General features: G+C 70.2%; 16 protein-coding genes and 1 riboswitch. Of the genes, 8 read left to right on the top strand and 8 right to left on the bottom strand.

Features of this window, described 5'->3' with window-relative positions:
- Positions 1-18: 18 nt before the first annotated feature.
- From ACZ4YL_RS07635 to ACZ4YL_RS07615, 5 genes are all read right to left on the bottom strand, one after another.
- Positions 19-1,767: an ABC transporter substrate-binding protein gene (locus ACZ4YL_RS07635; protein ID WP_382545891.1), complete on the bottom strand. Its 1,749-nt coding sequence runs from the start codon at positions 1,765-1,767 to the stop codon at positions 19-21.
- 78 nt (positions 1,768-1,845) lie between these two features.
- A complete protein-coding gene (locus ACZ4YL_RS07630; RefSeq protein WP_468114517.1) occupies positions 1,846-2,841 on the bottom strand; it encodes an ABC transporter permease in 996 nt (331 codons plus the stop codon).
- A gap of 420 nt (positions 2,842-3,261) precedes the next feature.
- The gene (locus tag ACZ4YL_RS07625) at positions 3,262-4,002 is read right to left on the bottom strand and encodes an enhanced serine sensitivity protein SseB C-terminal domain-containing protein (RefSeq protein ID WP_468114515.1); all 741 of its coding nucleotides are present in this window, start codon (positions 4,000-4,002) and stop codon (positions 3,262-3,264) included.
- A 94-nt stretch (positions 4,003-4,096) separates the two neighbouring features.
- Entirely contained in the window at positions 4,097-4,831 is a 735-nt protein-coding gene (locus ACZ4YL_RS07620; protein ID WP_468114514.1) for an enhanced serine sensitivity protein SseB, read from the bottom strand.
- 267 nt (positions 4,832-5,098) lie between these two features.
- On the bottom strand, positions 5,099-5,755 hold the full coding sequence (locus ACZ4YL_RS07615) for an AAA family ATPase (RefSeq protein ID WP_468114512.1): 657 nt from the start codon (positions 5,753-5,755) through the stop codon (positions 5,099-5,101).
- Positions 5,756-5,961: 206 nt separating this feature from the next.
- A riboswitch (glycine riboswitch) is annotated at positions 5,962-6,065 on the top strand.
- Between the two features lie 175 nt (positions 6,066-6,240).
- Here ACZ4YL_RS07615 and gcvT point away from each other — a divergent pair.
- The 5 genes from gcvT to ACZ4YL_RS07590 all read left to right on the top strand — a co-directional run bounded on the left by gcvT (position 6,241) and on the right by ACZ4YL_RS07590 (position 11,522).
- Entirely contained in the window at positions 6,241-7,356 is a 1,116-nt protein-coding gene (gene gcvT / locus ACZ4YL_RS07610) for a glycine cleavage system aminomethyltransferase GcvT (protein WP_468114510.1), read from the top strand.
- A 101-nt stretch (positions 7,357-7,457) separates the two neighbouring features.
- Entirely contained in the window at positions 7,458-7,841 is a 384-nt protein-coding gene (gene gcvH, locus ACZ4YL_RS07605) for a glycine cleavage system protein GcvH (RefSeq protein ID WP_468114508.1), read from the top strand.
- A 17-nt stretch (positions 7,842-7,858) separates the two neighbouring features.
- On the top strand, positions 7,859-9,115 hold the full coding sequence (gene glyA / locus ACZ4YL_RS07600; RefSeq protein WP_468114506.1) for a serine hydroxymethyltransferase: 1,257 nt from the start codon (positions 7,859-7,861) through the stop codon (positions 9,113-9,115).
- Between the two features lie 358 nt (positions 9,116-9,473).
- Positions 9,474-10,856 carry an L-serine ammonia-lyase gene (locus ACZ4YL_RS07595; protein ID WP_468114504.1) on the top strand — a complete coding sequence of 461 codons (1,383 nt, stop codon included), beginning with the start codon at positions 9,474-9,476 and terminating at the stop codon, positions 10,854-10,856.
- 165 nt (positions 10,857-11,021) lie between these two features.
- The gene (locus tag ACZ4YL_RS07590; RefSeq protein ID WP_468114832.1) at positions 11,022-11,522 is read left to right on the top strand and encodes an AMIN-like domain-containing (lipo)protein; all 501 of its coding nucleotides are present in this window, start codon (positions 11,022-11,024) and stop codon (positions 11,520-11,522) included.
- Between the two features lie 621 nt (positions 11,523-12,143).
- Here the strand turns inward: ACZ4YL_RS07590 and ACZ4YL_RS07585 are convergent.
- The gene (locus tag ACZ4YL_RS07585; protein WP_468114502.1) at positions 12,144-12,788 is read right to left on the bottom strand and encodes a dihydrofolate reductase family protein; all 645 of its coding nucleotides are present in this window, start codon (positions 12,786-12,788) and stop codon (positions 12,144-12,146) included.
- Positions 12,789-12,887: 99 nt separating this feature from the next.
- Positions 12,888-13,601 (bottom strand): flavodoxin family protein, encoded by a 714-nt coding sequence (locus ACZ4YL_RS07580; protein ID WP_468114500.1) that lies wholly within the window; start codon positions 13,599-13,601, stop codon positions 12,888-12,890.
- 112 nt (positions 13,602-13,713) lie between these two features.
- Between ACZ4YL_RS07580 and ACZ4YL_RS07575 the strand changes: the two genes are divergently transcribed.
- Positions 13,714-14,262: a PadR family transcriptional regulator gene (locus ACZ4YL_RS07575; protein ID WP_314244189.1), complete on the top strand. Its 549-nt coding sequence runs from the start codon at positions 13,714-13,716 to the stop codon at positions 14,260-14,262.
- Positions 14,263-14,349: 87 nt separating this feature from the next.
- On the opposite strand, the gene ACZ4YL_RS07570 is transcribed toward ACZ4YL_RS07575, so the two are convergent.
- A complete protein-coding gene (locus tag ACZ4YL_RS07570) occupies positions 14,350-14,562 on the bottom strand; it encodes an EF-hand domain-containing protein (RefSeq protein ID WP_030763906.1) in 213 nt (70 codons plus the stop codon).
- Positions 14,563-14,818: 256 nt separating this feature from the next.
- Here ACZ4YL_RS07570 and ACZ4YL_RS07565 point away from each other — a divergent pair, with 256 nt between their 5' ends.
- Both ACZ4YL_RS07565 and ACZ4YL_RS07560 read left to right on the top strand, forming a co-directional pair.
- Entirely contained in the window at positions 14,819-15,577 is a 759-nt protein-coding gene (locus tag ACZ4YL_RS07565) for a tRNA-dependent cyclodipeptide synthase (RefSeq protein WP_468114497.1), read from the top strand.
- On the top strand, positions 15,558-16,796 hold the full coding sequence (locus ACZ4YL_RS07560) for a cytochrome P450 (protein ID WP_468114495.1): 1,239 nt from the start codon (positions 15,558-15,560) through the stop codon (positions 16,794-16,796). The genes ACZ4YL_RS07565 and ACZ4YL_RS07560 overlap by 20 nt, the downstream gene beginning before the upstream one ends.
- Positions 16,797-16,873 lie beyond the last annotated feature (77 nt).

Genomic DNA, 16,873 nt, shown 5'->3' with positions numbered 1-16,873 from the left:
AGGACTTGACGTCCGGGGTTACTTCAGGCCGATGTTGAGGTAGTCGTACTGACCGCTCCACGCCGGGTTGGAGACCACGTTGGTGAGCTTGGGCGAGCGGTAGTGCAGGACCTTGAAGTAGGTCAGGGGCACGATGACCGCCTGGTCCATGACCTTCTTGTCGATCTCGCCGTAGACCTTCTCGCGGGCGGCGGAGTCGGTGTTGGCGATGTTGTCGTTCAGCATCTTGTTGATCTCGGGGTCGTTCAGCTGCGACAGGTTGGTGTTGCCCGTCTTGCTGATCGCGTCACCGTGGACGACCTGCTGGAGGAAGCCGAAGCCGCTCGGCCAGTCGGCGCCCCACTGCATCATCATGAGGCCGATCTTGTTGTCCTCGGTGAACTTCGGGACGCCCGCGTAGTCGCTGAAGTACTTGCCGGCCGGGAACTGCTGGATCTTGACCGTGATCCCGATCTTCTTCAGGGACGCCTGGATGGCCGTGGCCATGTCGACCTCGCCGGCGCGGTCGTTGCGCGCGGTGATGGTGGTCTCGAAGCCGTTCGGCTGGCCGCAGGCGGTCAGCGCGGCCTTGGCCTTGGCCTCGTCACCCTTGTCGTCCGGGGTCTTGTAGGTGTTGAAGTCCACGTGACCCGGGATGTCGGTCGGCAGGACGGTGCTGGCGATGGCGCCGCGGATGGGGCCGCCGAAGGCGGTCTGCACCGACACCTTGTCGACCGCGTACTGGACCGCCTTGCGGCACTCGACGTTGTCGAAGGGCGCCACCTTGGTGTTCATCGCCATGTAGACCAGGCGACCACCCTCGGCGTTGTCGGTGTTGGGGTCCTTCGAGGTCAGCAGCTCGGTCTGGGTCTGCTGGGCCACACCGTTACCGACGATGTCGATGTGGGTGTTGCCGGCCTTCAGGTTGGAGTCGATCGTCTCCTGGTTGACCTTCAGCTTGACGACGATCTTCTCCGGGAGCTGCTTGCGCAGCGGGTCCGTGGAGGCGTCCCAGTTGGGGTTGCGGACCAGGACGGCCTGCTTGTCGTGCTCGTAGCTCTCGAACATGTACGAGCCCGAGGAGACGATGTTCTTCACATAGTCCGCGCCGTTGTCCTTGGCCTTCGGCACGGGCGCCGACTGCGGGTTCGCCAGCAGGTAGTCGAACTCGGCGAAGGGCTGCTTCAGCTTGAAGACGATCGTCTGGTCGTCGGGGGTCTCGATGGACTGCAGTCCGGTGTCGGACTTGTCCTTGTACGGGCCCTCGTACGGGGTCTCGTTGTTCTTGAGGTACTGCGCGAGGTAGTTCGGGCCGTTGGAGTGCACGTCACGCGCGAAGTTGCTGCGCTCGACCGCGTACTTGACGTCCTTGGAGGTGACCGCCGAGCCGTCGCTGTACTTGACGCCCTTGCGCAGCTTGTACGTCCAGGTCGCGCCGCCGTCGCTCGGCACGCCGAGGCTCTCGGCGAGGTCCGGGACCACCTTGTTGCCCTCGGCGCCCGGGGCGGGCGCGAAGGTGGTCAGCGGACGGGCGTACAGGCGGCTGAAGTTGAAGACGAAGCCGTAGTACGTGTTGCCGGGGTCGAAGGAGTCGGGGGTGTCGGACGCCTCGTAGACGACCGTCCCGCCCTTCTTGTCCGAAGCGTTGACCACGGCCTTGACGGCGGCGTTGGCGCCGGCCGACTTGTCGTCGCCGCCGGTCTTGTCACCACCATTGCAGGCGGAGGCGGTGAGGGCGACGGTGATGGCGGCGGCAAGCACCGCGGCTGTTCTCGACCTGCTTCTCATGGCGGAGTGATGCCCCCTGATTCGGAGTGATGGTGGGTACTGGCGGAGCCTCGGCCGGGTGCCCGAGGAACGGGAGGGTCAGCGCGAGCTCTTGGGGTCCAGGGCGTCGCGCAAGCCGTCGCCGAGGAGGTTGAAGGCGAGCACGGTGACGAAGATCGCCATGCCCGGGACGACCATGAACATCGGGTCGACCTTGTAGTAGGCCACGGCGGAGCTGAGCATTCCGCCCCATGAGGCCTGCGGCGGCTGGATACCCACGCCGAGGAAGCTCAGGGAGGCCTCGAAGAGGATGTTGGTCGGGATGAGCAGCGTGGAGTAGACGAGGATCGGCGCCATCAGGTTCGGCAGCAGCTCGCGGAAGACGATGAAGGGGCCGCGGGCGCCGAGGCTGCGGGCCGCGTCGACGAACTCCCGCTCACGCAGCGAGAGGGTCTGGCCGCGCACGATGCGTCCGATGTAGGGCCAGCTGAAGAAGCCGATCACGAAGATCAGCACGCTGATGTGCAGCGGCAGCCCTTCGAGGCCGAAGGCCCCGCCCTGGAGGGCGGCCGAGATGGAGATCGCGAAGAGCAGCAGCGGGAAGGCGAGGAAGGTGTCCATCATGCGGCTGATCACCGTGTCGGCCCAGCCTCCGTAGTACCCGGCGATGACGCCCAGCACGGAGCCGATGAACACCGAGAGCACGGTCGATCCGAAGGCGACCAGCAGGGAGACCCAGGAGCCTTCCAGGATGCGGGTGGCGATGTCGCGGCCGAACTTCGGCTCCACGCCCAGCGGGTGCTCCCAGCCGATGCCGCCGAAGGAGCCCACGGGGGTGGCCAGGGAGGGATCGATGAGGTCCTGGTGCAGGGCGTCCGGGTCCAGCCCGAAGATCCACTGGATCGGCTGCGAGAGCATGGCCAGGACCACCAGCAGCAGCACGACCACGCCGCCGGCCATCGCCACCTTGTCGCGCTTGAGTCTGGTCCACGCGATACGGCCGAGCGAACGTCCCTCGATCGCCTTGCGCGGAACCTCGGAGGTGGCCACGGCTGCGGGCTCGGCCGCGCTGGTGTCCTGCAGTGGTGCCGTCATCGTGGTGGGACCCCTCTCGGCCGACATCGGTCGGCCCATGCCCGCCGCTGTGGCGGCTTGGTTCAATCGGCGTCGCTGGTGGTGCGATTGGCACGAAATGTGCCGGAAGTGCACGTGAAGAGCTGGTGTTCGCGAGATGGACCGGCCTTCGGTGGGGTGGAGTCTTCAACGCCCTCTCAAGCGCCCGCCAGACCCCCCGGGGATGTGATGCGCAACCGTGATCTACGCCTACACCTTCCGTTATCCGAACCCCGGGATCTGTTGAGCGGTGAAACACCGCCCGTTCTGTACGGAACGGACATCCGACCCAACTGCCCTTTCGGGCATGGATCTTGGGCGGATTCACCGGATATGCCGAAGGCCGCACCGATGGGATCGGTGCGGCCTTCGCGAAGGATGTCTCGATATTCGGATATCGCGTCAGTACGCCGGCGCCTGGCCCTCACGGTCGTAGAAGGGCCGGGTCTGCGCGCGCAGCCACATGGCGACGGGGTCGTGCTCGTCCCCGAGTGCGACCGTGCACACCGGGACGCCCTCGGGGACCACCCCGACCGACTGCCGCATCATCTCCCGTACGGATTCCAGGGCGGGCGCGGAGGCGTCGTACAGGTCGAGCCCGACCGCGAGGTACGGGGAGCCGAGCGCGGGCTGCACCCACGCGCGGCGCAGCGACCGCACGGCCGGGGTGCGGTGCGCGTGCTGGGTCAGCAGTCCGTAGAACTGCGGGAGCTCGATCGCGGGCTCGGAGAGGCGCAGCGGTCCGGCCGGCATCCGGTCCAGGCCGGTGGCGATCCGGCGCAGGTCGGCCCAGGGCACGCCGAGGCCACCGCCCTGGACGTGCGGGTTGAGCCACAGGCCCCAGCGGTCCGGATACAGCGCGCGGGCGATGTCCCGCCCTGTGACGACCTCGTAGCCCCGGTTCCAGCCGCTGGCGGCCAGCTCCTGGGGGGAGGTGACGCAGGGCGCGTAGCCGAGGCTCTCGACCTCCATACCGCCGTACTGGGCGTCCGGGGAGCCCGGCTGCCCCTGCCAGAGCAGCATCCACAGCCGGCCCTCGGAGAGGGCGTGCAGGAGTGACTCGTAACTCTCGTAGCGCCCGGGAGTCACCTGGCGCATCATGTGCTCGACCTGCCCGGCCGCGGCCGTGCCTGACGCACTCACCCGGAACCCCTCTTCGTCCGCCCGTCGCTCCACGCGTGTCCTCCGAACCGGCAGTCGCGCGTGCGGCCAGGAGATGTAACCAGCTTAAGCGGCCCTACGGCAGGTAGAAGGGGCGTACGCGCTCACGAATCCAGTCCGTGACCGGGTCCTGGACGGCGTCCAGCAGGATCAACTGCACCGGCCACGGCGGCGGGACACGGGTCAGGGCCCGTCCGAGGGCCTCCATCGGCGCGGCCTGCATCTCGGGTTCCCATCCCACCAGGCGGACGCCGACGAACAGCTGGGGTGCCCCGCCCTCGACGCTGGCGAGGCAGCGGTGCGCGGCGGCGACCACTCCGGTGGCCCGGAACTCCTCGGTGGCGGCGGCGAGGAAATCCACCGGATCGTCCTGCCAGTCGGGCTCGAAGAGCCGGACCCGGCCGCCGGTGGCCGGGCCGTCGAGCGGGGTCCGGCCGCTGCGGCAGAGCTCCGCGACGGCGGGCGGGGGGAGCGGTACGCCGACGGCGCCCTCGGGATTGAGGGCGATGCCGAGCTGCGGGGGCAGGCCGCGGGCGAACTCGGCGGCGGGAGCCACCGCGAAGTCCATGCCGGGGCCGACGCAGGCGTGGAACTGGGCCTCGGAGCTGTAGACGGGGACGTACGCCGCCCCGCCGATGTCCATGGTGGGCAGGTCGAGGCCGGCCGCCGTCGGGGCGCCCCCGCCCGGCAGGGGCACCCATACCTGGCTGCGCCCGAGGACCTCCAGGATCCGCCCCCCGGCGTCCGGCTGCCCGAGCGCCGCCCCGAGCACCTGCTCCAGCTCATTCCCCGGCCAGCCGCTGCCCTGCATCCGCCCCTGCCTCTGTCTTGTTTCCCGCGCGTGTCGCCCCGCAGGGTACCGGCTCCGCGCGCGGCCGCGCCGCCGGGGTTCGGCCGGCGCCGAAAGGAGCCGGGGCTCCGCCCCGAACCCCTCGCTCCTCAAACGCCGGCGGGGCTTGATTCGGTCCGGCCTGCGCCCACCGCTGATGCCGGTTGCCGCGCAGTGGCAAATCCAGCCCCTCCGGCGTTTGAGGAGCGGGTCCGGGCAGAGTCCGGCAGCGGCGCCGCACCCGGCGGGTCAGGCGTTGAAGGCTATGCGGGTCACCGTCGCGGCGGAGGCCCGGTCGAGCAGGGTCGCCGAGGCGCAGCCCGCGGGCGGCCGGCCCGCTTCGGCCTCGCGGAGCAGCCGGGTCACCGCGCCGCGGTGGCGGGCGAAGGCGTAGGCGGAGACCCGGCGGCCGCGCGCGGCCTGACCGGAGAGGGCCTCCTCGGGGCTGCTGTCCAGCAGGAGCAGGTGCAGCGCCCGGCCCCGGCGGCGCGCGGCGGCCGCGAGCAGGCCGCGTACCCAGGCCTGCGTACCGCAGTCGTGGACGACGACGGAGGCCCCGGAGCGCAGGATCCGCCACAGCCCCCAGTAGTGCGCGGCGCGCACCAGCGGCCGGTACACCGCGTACGGCAGCGCCGCGGGCATGCGGCGCTCCCAGCGCTCACGGGTGTCCTGGGAGTCCACGGCCCCGCCCTCGGCGGCCGCCCGCTTGATCAGCGTGCTCTTGCCGCCGCCGGGCAGGCCGGACACCACGACGATGTCCCCGTCCGCGAAGCCGAGCCGGTGCGGGGCGCGCGCGGCCGGTCCGCGCAGGTCACGTACGAGGCCGAGGCCGGTGTCGGCCGCCCGCCCGCGCCCGCGCACGCCGCGCTGCGCGGGTACCGCCTCCACCGTTCCCGTCGTCGTCACCACTCCGAATCTCCGCACAGTGTTCGCCTCCCCCGAATCGGGTCACCAGGACCCTTGCCCACTGAGTGTAAAGAGACGGCAATCCGGCGGCCCCGGTTCCGGTCCGGCCCTTCGGAGGGCCGTACGAACTTTCGGACCCCGCCGCCCGATCTCGGGCATGGCGTGCAATGATGTGCGCCATCTGGACCAACTGCATACCGGCCGCTTGAATCCGCGCGGGAGAGTCCCGGCACGCCGCAAGGCCGTGCGCGGGCGCCGAAGGAGCAAGAACCTCCCTTGAATCTCTCAGGCCCCGTACCGCGTGGATGAGGCAGATCTGAAAAGCGAGCTGCTGCGCAGCTCCACCCAAGGTGCAAGTCGATGAGAAGAACCGGCGATCTGCTGATCGGCGGAACTCTCGGCGAACCTCTCAGGTTCCGATGACAGATGGGGAGGAACGTCCTCGTCATGTCATGTCGATGCCCTGGGACCCGGGAGCCACACCCATGAGCACTGCCCCCCGCCTGACCGCCCTCGATGCGCTGCACCGCTCGCTCGGTGCGACCATGACCGATTTCGCGGGCTGGGACATGCCGCTGCGGTACGCCAGCGAGCGCGACGAGCACAACGCCGTACGCACCAAGGCCGGTCTCTTCGACCTGTCCCACATGGGCGAGATCACGCTGACCGGCCCGGAGGCCGTCAAGGCCCTGGACTACGCGCTGGTCGGCAACATCTCCACCGTCGGTGTCGGCCGCGCCCGCTACACGCACATCTGTCAGGAGGACGGCGGGATCGTCGACGACCTGATCGTCTACCGCCTCGGCGAGACCGAGTACATGGTCGTCGCCAACGCCTCCAACGCCCAGGTCGTCCTGGACACCCTGACCGAACGCGCCGCCGGCTTCGACACCGAGGTCCGCGACGACCGCGACGCGTACGCGCTGCTCGCCGTGCAGGGCCCGGAGTCCCCCGGCATCCTGGCGTCCCTGACCGACGCCGACCTGGACGGCCTGAAGTACTACGCCGGCCTGCCGGGCACCGTCGCCGGCGTGCCCGCGCTGATCGCGCGCACCGGCTACACGGGCGAGGACGGCTTCGAGCTGTTCGTCGCCCCCGAGCACGCCGTGGAGCTGTGGCAGGCGCTGACCAAGGCCGGCGAGGGCGTCGGCCTGGTCCCGGCCGGCCTGTCCTGCCGCGACACCCTGCGCCTGGAAGCGGGCATGCCGCTGTACGGGCACGAGCTGACCACCTCCCTCACCCCGTTCGACGCGGGTCTGGGCCGGGTCGTGAAGTTCGAGAAGGAGGGCGACTTCGTCGGCCGCGCCGCGCTGGAGGCCGCCGCCGAGCGCGCCGCCACGAACCCGCCGCGCAAGCTGGTCGGTCTGATCGCCGAGGGCCGCCGCGTCCCGCGCGCCGGGTTCCCGGTCGTCGCCGACGGTCAGGTCATCGGCGAGGTCACCTCCGGCGCCCCGTCGCCGACGCTGGGCAAGCCGATCGCGATGGCGTACGTGGACGCGGCACACGCCGCGCCCGGCACGTCCGGCGTCGGCGTCGACATTCGCGGTACGCATGAGCCGTACGAGGTCGTGGCGCTGCCGTTCTACAAGCGGCAGAAGTAGCCCCACGCACCACGTCCGCCGTCCGGAAACCCGTACGGCGCCGTCTCAGTACCCAAGACCGCAGTTCGTATCCACTCCCCCGCATCCAGGAGAATCAGGTCATGAGCAACCCCCAGCAGCTGCGTTACAGCAAGGAGCACGAGTGGCTGTCGACCGCCGAGGACGGCGTCGCGACGGTCGGCATCACGGAGTTCGCGGCCAACGCGCTCGGTGACGTCGTCTACGCCGACCTCCCCTCGGTCGGCGACACGGTGACCGCGGGCGAGACCTGTGGCGAGCTGGAGTCGACCAAGTCGGTCAGCGACCTGTACTCCCCCGTCACCGGCGAGGTCGTCGAGTTCAACCAGGACGTCGTGGACGACCCGGCGCTCGTCAACACCGCTCCGTTCGAGGGTGGCTGGCTGTTCAAGGTGCGCACCGCGGAGGAGCCGGCCGACCTGCTCTCCGCCGAGGAGTACGCCGCGCTCACCCACTCCGACAACTGACACCCCAGGGGATCCTGATGTCTGTTCTCAACACCCCTCTGCACGAGCTCGACCCGGACGTCGCCGCCGCCGTCGACGCCGAGCTCGTTCGCCAGCAGTCCACCCTCGAAATGATCGCGTCGGAGAACTTCGCTCCGGTCGCCGTCATGGAGGCCCAGGGCTCGGTCCTGACCAACAAGTACGCCGAGGGCTACCCGGGCCGCCGTTACTACGGTGGCTGCGAGCACGTCGACGTCGTCGAGCAGATCGCGATCGACCGCATCAAGGCGCTGTTCGGCGCCGAGGCCGCGAACGTCCAGCCGCACTCCGGTGCGCAGGCCAACGCCGCCGCGATGTTCGCGCTGCTGAAGCCGGGCGACACGATCATGGGCCTCAGCCTGGCCCACGGTGGTCACCTGACCCACGGCATGAAGATCAACTTCTCCGGCAAGCTCTACAACGTGGTTCCGTACCACGTCGACGAGACCGGCGAGGTGGACATGGCCGAGGTCGAGCGCCTCGCCAAGGAGTCCAAGCCGCAGCTGATCGTCGCAGGCTGGTCCGCCTACCCGCGCCAGCTGGACTTCGCCGCCTTCCGCCGCATCGCGGACGAGGTCGGCGCGTACCTGATGGTCGACATGGCGCACTTCGCCGGCCTGGTCGCCGCCGGTCTGCACCCGAACCCGGTGCCGCACGCCCACGTCGTCACCACCACCACGCACAAGACCCTCGGCGGTCCGCGCGGCGGTGTCATCCTGTCGACGCAGGAGCTGGCCAAGAAGATCAACTCCGCGGTCTTCCCGGGTCAGCAGGGTGGCCCGCTGGAGCACGTGATCGCGGCCAAGGCGGTCTCCTTCCTCGTGGCGGCCTCGCCCGAGTTCAAGGAGCGCCAGGAGCGCACCCTGGAGGGTGCGAAGATCCTCGCCGCCCGCCTGGTCCAGGACGACGTCAAGGCCGTGGGCGTGGACGTCCTCACCGGTGGCACCGACGTGCACCTGGTCCTGGTCGACCTGCGCAACTCCGAGCTGGACGGTCAGCAGGCCGAGGACCGCCTCCACGAGGTCGGCATCACGGTCAACCGCAACGCCATCCCGAACGACCCGCGGCCGCCGATGGTCACCTCGGGTCTGCGGATCGGTACGCCGGCCCTGGCCACCCGCGGTTTCGACGCCGAGGCCTTCACCGAGGTCGCCGAGATCATCGCGCAGGCGCTGAAGCCCGCGTACGACAGCGAGGCCCTGAAGGCTCGCGTCTCCGCGCTCGCCGCGAAGTTCCCGCTGTACCCGACGCTCTAACCGGCGTCCGGCCAACGGCCACGGAGGGCCCGGCCTTGTTCCCGCACAGGCCGGGCCCTTCTCATGACCGGCGCCCGACACCCCTCCCCCGGTCGCGGCGGGCGCCCGCCCCCGCCCCTGCGACTCCCGGCAGCCGCGGCGCCCCGCCCCGGCGCACCTCGCCCCGCGGCCCGCGGCCCACACCGGCCCATGGCCCCGGACACCCGGCCGACCTGTCCACGTAATCCTTCCCACCTCGCCCGGCAGCCGAGGCGTTCACTTCGCCGCGTTAAGCTCGTCTGCCGGACAAAATCCGAATAATCCACTTCTCCTCTCCTGCCCCCTCCCACCCCACGAGCAGACAAGGGAGTCCGCCACCGTGGCCATCTCCGTCTTCGATCTCTTCTCCATCGGTATCGGTCCCTCCTCCTCCCACACGGTCGGTCCGATGCGGGCCGCGCGCATGTTCGTGATGCGGCTGAAGAAGGACGGCGTGCTGGCCCAGACCACCTCCGTCCGGGCCGAGCTCTTCGGATCCCTCGGCGCGACCGGCCACGGTCACGGCACCCCCAAGGCGGTGCTGCTCGGTCTGGAGGGCCACTCCCCGCGCACGGTGAACGTCGAGACCGCCGACGACGAGGTCGAGCGCATCCGCAAGAGCGGCCGGCTGCGGCTGCTGGGCGCGGAGATAGGCGATGTCCACGAGATCGCCTTCGACGAGCCGAACCAGCTGATCCTGCACCGCCGGCGCTCCCTGCCGTACCACGCGAACGGCATGACGCTCTTCGCGTACGACAGCGCCGGCACCCCGCTGCTGGAGAAGACCTACTACTCGGTCGGCGGCGGCTTCGTCGTGGACGAGGACGCGGTCGGCGAGGACCGGATCAAGCTCGACGACACGGTGCTGAAGTACCCCTTCCGCTCCGGCGACGAGATGCTGCGCCTCGCGAACGAGACCGGCCTGTCGATCTCCTCGCTGATGCTGGAGAACGAGAAGGCCTGGCGCACGGAGGAGGAGATCCGCGAGGGCCTCCTGGAGATCTGGCGCGTCATGCAGTCCTGCGTCTCGCGCGGCATGTCCCGTGAGGGCATCCTCCCCGGCGGTCTGCGGGTCAAGCGCCGGGCCGCCTCCACGGCGCGCCAGCTGCGCACCGAGGGCGACCCGATGCTGCACCGCAGCGAGTGGGCGACGATCTACGCGATGGCGGTCAACGAGGAGAACGCGGCCGGCGGCCGGGTGGTGACCGCGCCGACCAACGGCGCCGCGGGCGTCCTGCCCGCCGTGCTCCACTACTACATGAACTTCGTGCCGGGCGCGGACGAGGACGGCGTGGTCCGCTTCCTCCTCGCCGCGGGCGCGATCGGCATGCTGTTCAAGGAGAACGCCTCGATCTCCGGCGCCGAGGTCGGCTGCCAGGGCGAGGTGGGCTCCGCCTGCTCGATGGCGGCCGGCGCCCTCGCCGAGGTCCTCGGCGGCACCCCGGAGCAGGTCGAGAACGCGGCCGAGATCGGCATGGAGCACAACCTCGGCCTGACCTGCGACCCGGTCGGCGGCCTGGTGCAGATCCCCTGCATCGAGCGCAACGGCATGGCGGCGGTCAAGGCCGTCACCGCGGCGCGGATGGCGATGCGCGGCGACGGCAGCCACAAGGTGTCCCTCGACAAGGTCATCAAGACCATGAAGGAGACCGGCGCCGACATGAAGGTCAAGTACAAGGAGACCGCCCGCGGCGGCCTCGCGGTCAACGTCATCGAGTGCTGACGCGCACCGCGTGACACGAGAGGGGCCCGGCGCGCGCGCCGGGCCCCTTTTTCCGTCCACGGATCCCGGGACAGGACGCGAACGGAACCGGAACCGTGCGATCCCCGAGGACGTCCTCGGTAGTGCCACCAGTCCCCGTCTCTCGAGAATCGAGGGGACGTCATGATCCACGCCCGTCTCCGGCAGTTCGTGGCCCTGGCAACCGGCGCCCTGCTCGCCGCCTGCCTCTCGTTCGCCGCGCCCGCCTCGGCCTCCACCCACACCGCCGCCACCCAGACCCAGACCCCGCTCGTGGTCAATGCCCGCTGGGGCGGGCACGCCACGTTCGACCGGATCGTCATCGACCTGCAGGGGTACGTCCCCACGGTGATCGTCACTCCCGTCCCGCACCTGGTCTACGACGGGTCCGGGAAGCCCGTGCCGCTGCCCGGGAAGTACTTCCTGGAGATCCGGCTCAACCCCGCCGCCGCGCACAACGATGCGGGGCAGAGCGTCTACCAGGGGCCCAAGCTGCAGAAGATCAACCTCAGCAAGCTCAAGGGCATCGCCCTGACCGGCGACTACGAGGGGTACGTGACCTTCGGCGCCGCCTTCGACACCCTGCCGTACTACCGTGCCTACGCCCTGCACGCGCCGGAGCGGTTCATCGTTGACATCGCGCACTGAACCACTCCTGACCGACGGGCCCGGTGCGTCGCACGCGCCCCGGGCCCCCGCGTCAGCCCGCCGGGCGGATCCGCATCGCGCTCGGGTCGCCGTTGCCGAACCAGTCCTGCGTGCACGCGTACCGGCCCGGCGCGGCCGCGCCGACCAGGCCGAGGCAGGCCGCCATCGCCCGCTGCCCGTGGGCGTTGGGGTGCGTGGACTCCTCCAGCGTGCCCTGCGTGTTGACGTAGTCGAGGAAACGGAACCATTCGTGCTCACGCGGGTCCGGTCCATGTAGTCCGTGCCGCGCGCGCCGGCCACCGCCTTGACCATGCCGCCGATCTGCGGGACGAGCGTGTACGCCGCCCAGTCCGCGTCCCGGTCGTTGAAGGGGCAGCCGTCCTCGAACATCCGGTCCGAGTCGTTCTGGTTCAGCCGGAAGGACTCGCCGCCCGGGATCGGCGACGGGTAGGACTGCAGGACCAGCCGGTTGCCATGCTTCCCCTCGGCCCTGCGGGCCTGGGAGACCCCATGGCACCGGACGCCGCGGGCTCGGCTGACAAGATCCGAAAGAGACGGCCTAGGCGGACGTGCCGGCCCGGAAGGCGTCCGCCACGCCGGCGTCCCGAGGCGGTCCGCCGGTCACCGCCGCCAGAACAGGTGGTGCGTCACACCGCTCGCGCTGGGCACGACGTCGAGGTGGAACCGGTCGAGCAGCTCTTCGGGGGACTCCCAGAGTCGGACCCCGGCTCCGATCTCCACCGGTGCGACCGCCACGTGCAGGGTGTCGACGAGGTCGGCGTCGAGGAACTCGCGGATCGTGGTGGCCCCGCCGCCGAGCCGGACGTCCTTGCCCCGCGCGGCTTCCCGCGCCCGGTCGAGGACCGTGGCCGGATCGGCGTCGACGAAGTGGAAGGTGGTGTCGGAGAGCGTGAACGAGGGACGCGGGTGGTGGGTCATGACGAACACGGGGGTGTGGAACGGGGGCTCCTCACCCCACCAGCCGCGCCACTCGTGGTCGGCCCAGGGCCCGCGCTGGGGAGCGAACTTGTTGCGACCCATGATCTCGGCGCCGATGTTGTGCGTGAAGTCCCGGGTGAAGTAGTCGTCGAGACCCCGGCTCCCTCCGGGGTCGGTGCGGTTGGGCCAGCTCGCGGTGGCTCCGGCCCAGAAGAACAGCTCGCCGGGGTCGGCGTGGCCGAACGGCCGCGCGAGGCTCTGGTGCTCACCGGCACCGAATCCGTCGCGCGAAACGGTGAAGTTCTGGACTCTCAGCAGTTGCTCCACGGGCTTCCTCCAGTCTGGTCGACAACGATGAGACCGTCCGGGGCGGGGAAACTCATCGCTGCGCGGCCACCGGTCCTGCGCACCCTTGCGGGCGCCGGTTCAGCGGTGTTCGGGGTTGGGGAAGTCGGAGCGGCAGCCCGCGTCCCACTGCGCGCGCTGGTTGCCGTGCGGCGGGATGCCGCCCGAGCGCTTGAGCAGGGCGGCCAGGTGCATGAGGTTCCAGGACATGAAGGCGGTGTTGCGGTTGGTGAAGTCGTTCTCGGGGCCGCCCGAGCCGGGGTCCAGGTAGGAGGGTCCGGGCCCGGCCTCGCCGATCCAGCCCGCGTCGGCCTGCGGCGGAATCACGTAGCCGAGGTGCTGGAGGCTGTAGAGGATGTTCATGGCACAGTGCTTGACGCCGTCCTCGTTGCCGGTGATCAGTGCGCCGCCGACCCGCCCGTAGTAGGCGTACTGGCCCCGCTCGTTCAGCAGCGAGGAGCAGGCGTAGAGCCGCTCGATGACCTGCTTCATCACGGAGCTGTTGTCGCCGAGCCAGATGGGGCCGCACAGGACGAGGATGTCGGCGTCCATGAGCTGGCTGTAGAGGACCGGCCACTGGTCGCTCTCCCAGCCGTGCTCGGTCATGTCGGGCCAGACCCCGGTCGCGATGTCGTGGTCGACGGCGCGGATGAGGGAGGTCCGGGTGCCGGCCGATTCCATGACCCTGCGGCTCCGGTCGATCAGGCCCTCGGTGTTGCTGGTCTCGGGTGAGCGTTTGAGCGTGCAGTTCACGTAGAGGGCGGTCAGGTCCGAGTAGTCGTATTCGGCAGCCACACCCCCAGCCTCGCCACGGCGGGCCGGCGCCGCCAGCGGGCCGCGCCCGTCCGGGGACGGCCCTGCGGAGGCGGCGTCGGGGCCGGCGCCGCCGCAAACCTAGGATGGCGCCATGTCGCTGCCGCACGCCATCCTCACCGCCCTGCTGGAGAAGCCCTCGTCCGGGCTGGAGCTGACCCGGCGGTTCGACAAGTCGATCGGGTACTTCTGGTCGGCGACGCACCAGCAGATCTACCGCGAGCTGGGGCGGCTGGAGGAGTCCGGGCTGATCCGGGAGCTGCCGAGCGAGGTGCCCGTGCGCGGGCAGAAGAAGGAGTACGAGGTGCTGCCCGCCGGCGGCGCGGAGCTGGCCCGGTGGGTCGGCGAGAGCCAGGACCCCAAGCCGATGCGCGACCCGCTGCTGCTGCGGATCCGCGCGGCGGGTGTCGTGGGGCCGCAGGGGCTCGGTCCCGAGCTGCGGCGCCATCTGGAGCTGCACCGGCGCCAGCTCGCGCAGTACGAGGCCATCGAGGAGAAGGACTTCCCGCCGGGGCGGGACGCCGTGGAGGACCGGCTGCGGCGGCTCGTGCTGCACGGCGGGATCGCCCTGGAGACGTTCTGGCTGCACTGGCTGGAGGAGGCCCTGGGCGAGGTCGAGGACATGTCCGGACCGCAGGCCTGACACGCCGGGCCCGGTGGCCGGCGTCCGGCGCCGGACGCACGCTGCCGCCCCGCTCCGGCGGTCCGGGGCGGGGCGGCAGCGGAGGGACTACTTGTTCAGGGAGGCCCAGAACTCGTCGAAGCTCAGCAGGCCGTCGCCGTTCGTGTCCTTGGCGGCGATCACGGCGTCCGCGACGGGGCCGGTGACGAACGGGTCGCCCATGGCCGCCATGGCCGCCTTGAACTCGTCGGCCGTGACGAAGCCGTCACCGTTCACGTCGAACTTGCCGAACGTCGTCCGTGCGCTCTCGATGTCCGCCACTGGGTCCACTCCTTCTTGATGCCTTGTTGACCGGCCCAGGGTAGCGGCCGTCCCGGCCCGCGCCCGCCTCGGGTCCCGTTCGAGCGGCAGAAACGATTTCAATTACCGCCCCGTAATACGGAATCGATAATTCCGACCAAACAGATCAAGATTCCACTTGTCACACTCCGGGGCCACGGCATAACGTACTGACATTGCCGCCACACCAGGAGCGCAGGGCTCCCAGGGACAAGTGGCAACAAGGGCGATCAATCAGATGATGATCACAGCTGACGCATCATTCGAAGTTCTGCCCTTCACCCGCACCTGCCGACATATCTGGGAAGACGGCGACCATGTGCTCATCGGCGTGAGTCCCGGAAACAGCTATTTCAGCGCCGACCGCATCGCCGGCCTGGCCCGATGGGCCACGACCCGTTTCGCACAGGTCGACTTCGTCTACGCGGACCTCCACGTGGACCGGATGTTCGCCGCCTTCGGCCACACCCGGGAGCACGCGGAGAAGCGCGCGGCAAAAGAGATCAAGGCGGTCCGCCGGCGGATCCTCAGGGGCGTGACGGAATCAGGACCTCCACAGGTCGAAATCCACGTCCGGGCACTTTCCGAATTCCAGCCGAACCCCGTCTACCAACTACTGCACCGACGTGTCCTGCATTTCTTGGAGACCGACGACGAATTCCGCAAGGGCTGCGAGGAAATGGCCCTGCATTTCGTCGGCTCCAAGTTGCCGGAAGGTGAATCGATCACGGCCGAGCAGTTGCGCGTCTGTTTCGATTACATGGCGGCCGAGCTGCCGTTCTTCGTGGACACCCCGAGCATTCTCGACGTGCCGTCCTCGGTGGCGGCCTACCACGTCAGGATGCCGCTGACCGATGTCCTGTTCGCACGCGGCGGGGGCCTGCGCGCGACCCGCAACCAGGCGTACGCCGTCGTACGGCCCGAGGCCACCGCACCCGGGAGCACCGCGGACCACGCACCGGCCGAAAGGACCGCCGATGAGCGTCGAGCAGCTTGAGGGCCCGGGGACCGCGGAGCGGCCGCTCCTGGACTTCCCGCTCTCCCGGCGCGGTGACGTGCTCCCGCAGGAGTGCGCCTGGCTGCGCGAGAAGGCGCCGGTCGCCCGGGTCCGTACCCTCACCGGGGACCCGGCCTGGCTGGTGAGCAGCTACGCGCTGGCCAAGCAGGTACTGGAGGACGAGCGCTTCAGCCTCAAGGACACGGCGAACGCCGGGGTCCCGCGCCAGTACGCGCTGACGATCCCGCCCGAGGTCGTCGACAACATGGGCAACATCAACAGTGCCGGACTGCGCAACGCCGTGATGAAGGCGCTGAACCCCCGCCAGAAGGGGCTTCGGGACCTGCTGCGCGCCCGGGCCGGCGAGCTCGTCGACGCGCTCGTGGCGGAGGGCGGCCCGGCCGACCTCCGGGCGGGCTTCGCCGACCCGTTCTCGGCGGCGCTGCACTGCCAGGTGCTGGGGGTGCCCTTCGAGGACCGGCTCCGGCTGATGTCGGGCCTGGACGTCGCGTTCATGACCGCGCGCGAGCCGTTCGCCGACTCCGCCCTCAACTGGTACAAGGACGTGGGCTACTTCGCCGACCGGCTGAACGACCAGCTCGCGCTGGCCCCCGAGGAGCGTACGGGGCTCCTCGGCAGGTTCGCCGGGCTGAGGGAGGCGGACCCGGAGTCGGCGCACCTGCCCGACGACATGTTCGCGACGGTCGCCGCCTCCCTCTTCGGTGCGGGCGCGGTCTCCACCTCCGCGTTCCTCACGCTCGCGGTGCTCGCACTGCTCCAGCGGCCCGAGCTGATCGGGTACCTGCGCCGGCACCCGGAGCGCATGGCCGGGGCGGTGGAGGAGCTGCTGCGCTGGAACCTGTCCGTCGGCGACGGCCTCCCGCGCATCGCCCTGGCGGACATCCAGGTCGGGGAGGTGCTGGTGAAGGAGGGTGAGCTCGTCCTCGTCCTCCTGGAGGGGGCCAACTTCGACCCGGAGGCCTTCGAGCGTCCGGACGAGCTGGACCTGGAGCGCGAGAGCGCCAACCCCCACCTCGCCTTCGGCGCCGGCCGGCACTTCTGCCCGGCGTCCGCGCTGGGCCGGGCCCATGCCGAGATCGCGCTGGAGGTGCTGGTCGACCGGCTGCCCGGGCTGCGGCTGGCGGTGCCCTCCGAGAACCTCGTCTGGCGTACGGGCTTCATCAAGCGGCTTCCGGAGCGGCTTCCCATCGCCTGGTAGCCCGTGGTCCGGCGCATGGACTGCGGTGTCCCGGGAGCTGTGCGAGCTTCCGGGGCACCGCTGCGTCCGGCCCTGCG

Source organism: Streptomyces sp. NPDC030021 (assembly GCF_055574035.1).
The sequence above is the reverse complement of the archived record's forward strand: the minus strand, read 5'-3'. Positions and strand labels throughout refer to the sequence as shown.

What these genes read in the sequence shown, in the direction of transcription:
- ACZ4YL_RS07635 (WP_382545891.1), bottom strand. Translation starts at nt 1,767, where the DNA reads ATGAGAAGCAGGTCGAGAACAGCCGCGGTGCTTGCCGCCGCCATCACC.
- ACZ4YL_RS07630 (WP_468114517.1), bottom strand. Translation starts at nt 2,841, where the DNA reads ATGACGGCACCACTGCAGGACACCAGCGCGGCCGAGCCCGCAGCCGTG.
- ACZ4YL_RS07620 (WP_468114514.1), bottom strand. Translation starts at nt 4,831, where the DNA reads ATGCAGGGCAGCGGCTGGCCGGGGAATGAGCTGGAGCAGGTGCTCGGG.
- gcvT (WP_468114510.1), top strand. Translation starts at nt 6,241, where the DNA reads ATGAGCACTGCCCCCCGCCTGACCGCCCTCGATGCGCTGCACCGCTCG.
- gcvH (WP_468114508.1), top strand. Translation starts at nt 7,458, where the DNA reads ATGAGCAACCCCCAGCAGCTGCGTTACAGCAAGGAGCACGAGTGGCTG.
- glyA (WP_468114506.1), top strand. Translation starts at nt 7,859, where the DNA reads ATGTCTGTTCTCAACACCCCTCTGCACGAGCTCGACCCGGACGTCGCC.
- ACZ4YL_RS07575 (WP_314244189.1), top strand. Translation starts at nt 13,714, where the DNA reads ATGTCGCTGCCGCACGCCATCCTCACCGCCCTGCTGGAGAAGCCCTCG.
- ACZ4YL_RS07565 (WP_468114497.1), top strand. Translation starts at nt 14,819, where the DNA reads ATGATGATCACAGCTGACGCATCATTCGAAGTTCTGCCCTTCACCCGC.
- ACZ4YL_RS07560 (WP_468114495.1), top strand. Translation starts at nt 15,558, where the DNA reads ATGAGCGTCGAGCAGCTTGAGGGCCCGGGGACCGCGGAGCGGCCGCTC.